The sequence below is a fragment of the Shewanella sp. 11B5 genome, assembly GCF_002836795.1.
GTDB classification, from domain to species: domain Bacteria; phylum Pseudomonadota; class Gammaproteobacteria; order Enterobacterales; family Shewanellaceae; genus Shewanella; species Shewanella frigidimarina.
In genome coordinates, this window is sequence record NZ_PJAP01001070.1 from 1 (window position 1) to 2,402 (window position 2,402).

Annotated in this window: 2 protein-coding genes; one reads left to right on the top strand and one right to left on the bottom strand. The window is 41.9% G+C overall.

The window, feature by feature from the left end; all coding sequences use genetic code 11:
- On the top strand, positions 1-1,523 hold a 1,523-nt coding region (gene groL / locus CXF78_RS20395; RefSeq protein ID WP_102037781.1), incomplete at its 5' end, for a chaperonin GroEL.
- 110 nt (positions 1,524-1,633) lie between these two features.
- Here the strand turns inward: groL and CXF78_RS20400 are convergent.
- On the bottom strand, positions 1,634-2,284 hold the full coding sequence (locus CXF78_RS20400; protein ID WP_102037782.1) for a numod4 motif family protein: 651 nt from the start codon (positions 2,282-2,284) through the stop codon (positions 1,634-1,636).
- Positions 2,285-2,402: the final 118 nt, after the last annotated feature.

A 2,402-nucleotide genomic window follows, 5' to 3' on the forward strand; every position in this document is an offset into this window, starting at 1 on the left:
TTTTAGATAAAAGCTTTGGTTCGCCAATGATCACCAAAGATGGTGTGTCAGTTGCTAAAGAAATCGAACTAACAGACAAGTTCGAAAACATGGGCGCACAAATGGTTAAAGAAGTTGCTTCTAAAGCCAATGATGCTGCCGGTGACGGTACCACTACTGCAACAGTATTAGCACAAGCTATTGTTGTTGAAGGCCTAAAAGCAGTTGCAGCGGGTATGAACCCAATGGACCTTAAGCGCGGTATCGACAAAGCAGTTATCGCAGCCGTTGCTGAACTTAAACTACTTTCTCAAGAATGTTCAGACACTAAAGCCATTGCTCAAGTAGGTACAATTTCTGCTAACTCTGACGAGTCAATCGGCGACATCATTGCAACCGCAATGGAAAAAGTTGGTAAAGAAGGCGTTATCACCGTTGAAGAAGGCCAAGCGCTTGAAAACGAATTAGACGTTGTTGAAGGTATGCAGTTTGACCGTGGTTACTTATCACCATACTTCATCAACAAGCCAGAAACTGGCAGCATTGAATTAGACAGCCCATTCATTTTATTAGTAGACAAAAAAGTTTCTAATATCCGTGAATTGTTGCCAATCCTTGAAGGTCTAGCTAAAACAGGTAAGCCATTGCTTATCGTTGCAGAAGACGTTGAAGGCGAAGCATTAGCAACACTCGTTGTGAACAACATGCGTGGCATCGTTAAAGTTGCTGCTGTTAAAGCTCCTGGCTTTGGTGACCGTCGTAAAGCAATGCTTCAAGACGTTGCTATCCTAACTGGCGGTACTGTTATCGCTGAAGAAATCGGTCTAGAACTTGAAAAAGCCACTCTAGAAGATTTAGGTACAGCTAAGCGCGTAATCATCACTAAAGATAACACTACAATCATCGATGGTAGTGGCGACCAAGTGCAAATTTCTGCACGTGTTTCGCAAATCAAACAACAAGTTGAAGATTCAACTTCAGACTACGACAAAGAAAAGCTTCAAGAGCGTATGGCTAAGTTAGCTGGCGGTGTTGCAGTCATCAAAGTTGGCGCAGCAACAGAAGTTGAAATGAAAGAGAAAAAAGCTCGCGTAGAAGATGCATTGCATGCAACTCGCGCAGCGGTTGAAGAAGGTGTGGTCGCCGGTGGTGGTGTTGCCCTTGTTCGCGTAGCAAGCAAAATTAAAGATGTTGAAGTATTGAACGAAGACCAAAAGCACGGTGTAGTAATCGCACTACGTGCTATGGAAGCGCCTTTACGTCAAATAGCAACTAACGCTGGTCAAGAAGCATCAGTTGTCGCTAACACTGTTAAAAACGGCGAAGGTAACTTCGGTTACAACGCTGGTAACGACACTTACGGTGACATGTTAGAAATGGGTATCCTAGACCCAACTAAAGTAACTCGTAGCGCACTACAGTTCGCCGCATCTATTGCTGGTCTTATGATCACAACAGAAGCGATGATTGCTGAAGTACCACAAGATTCTGCGCCAGATATGGGCGGAATGGGTGGTATGGGCGGAATGGGCGGCATGATGTAAGCCGAGCGCCAAGATTTAATGTGTTATAAATCAATGTTTTACATTTTCGTGTAGACGGTAATGTAGACAGTAAGGGATACCTAGCTGAAGACAGCGGTATCCCTTTTTTATTAGCAACGCCATCCTTCTTCTTGCAATACTTCCCATGAGAGCGACTGTGCATCTTGAATAGCATCAAATAAGTAGTCTTCTGATTCGTTTGCTTGAGGTGGTGTTTCTAAATTCCAATCAATGAAGCTATAGGTATGTAGCTCTTCTCCTGAATGACTATGAAAATAGGTTTCCAGTATCAATTCATCTCTAGCTTTTGCGGCTTTTAAGGCTGTGGGATATTTGCCAACCTTTCTTCCTATATCATCAAGAGCCTTGTACCAGCCTCCCTTAGTTTTATGGATACCACTAAATCCTTGTAGTAATGGTGTTTTCTTAGCAAGACTGTTCTGCCTTGCTGTGCAGCGTCGCATGTTACCTCTGGTGTTATTCAACGGGTTAGCATCTACATGGTCAATTTCTTGTTCATCGTTAGGGGTCATTAAAAGACGGTGAAGATAAGCTCCATTCTTGTTACTTCTAGCAACATATTTACCGTCTTTACGTTGATGAGCATAAAAGCTGTGCTCCTTCAGGATATGAATATCACATAAACTGATGGTTGTTGTTTGGTTTTTGCCCAAGCCAACCTTAGCCACAATATGGTTATCAATCATCATTATGCGAATGTTCTTTTTGTGGCATCCATAGCCATTTTTAAGTCTAGACATGATTAAATCCTTTTAAAACAAGCGTGTAACACTTAAATATTGAAATGTTGCAGAAAGTTGCAGTTATAACCACATAAAGTTCATATAAAACAATTAGTTATTAATCTTGTAACTTTGC

Coding starts and splice junctions, on each gene's coding strand:
- CXF78_RS20400 (WP_102037782.1), bottom strand. CDS start 2,284: ATGTCTAGACTTAAAAATGGCTATGGATGCCACAAAAAGAACATTCGC.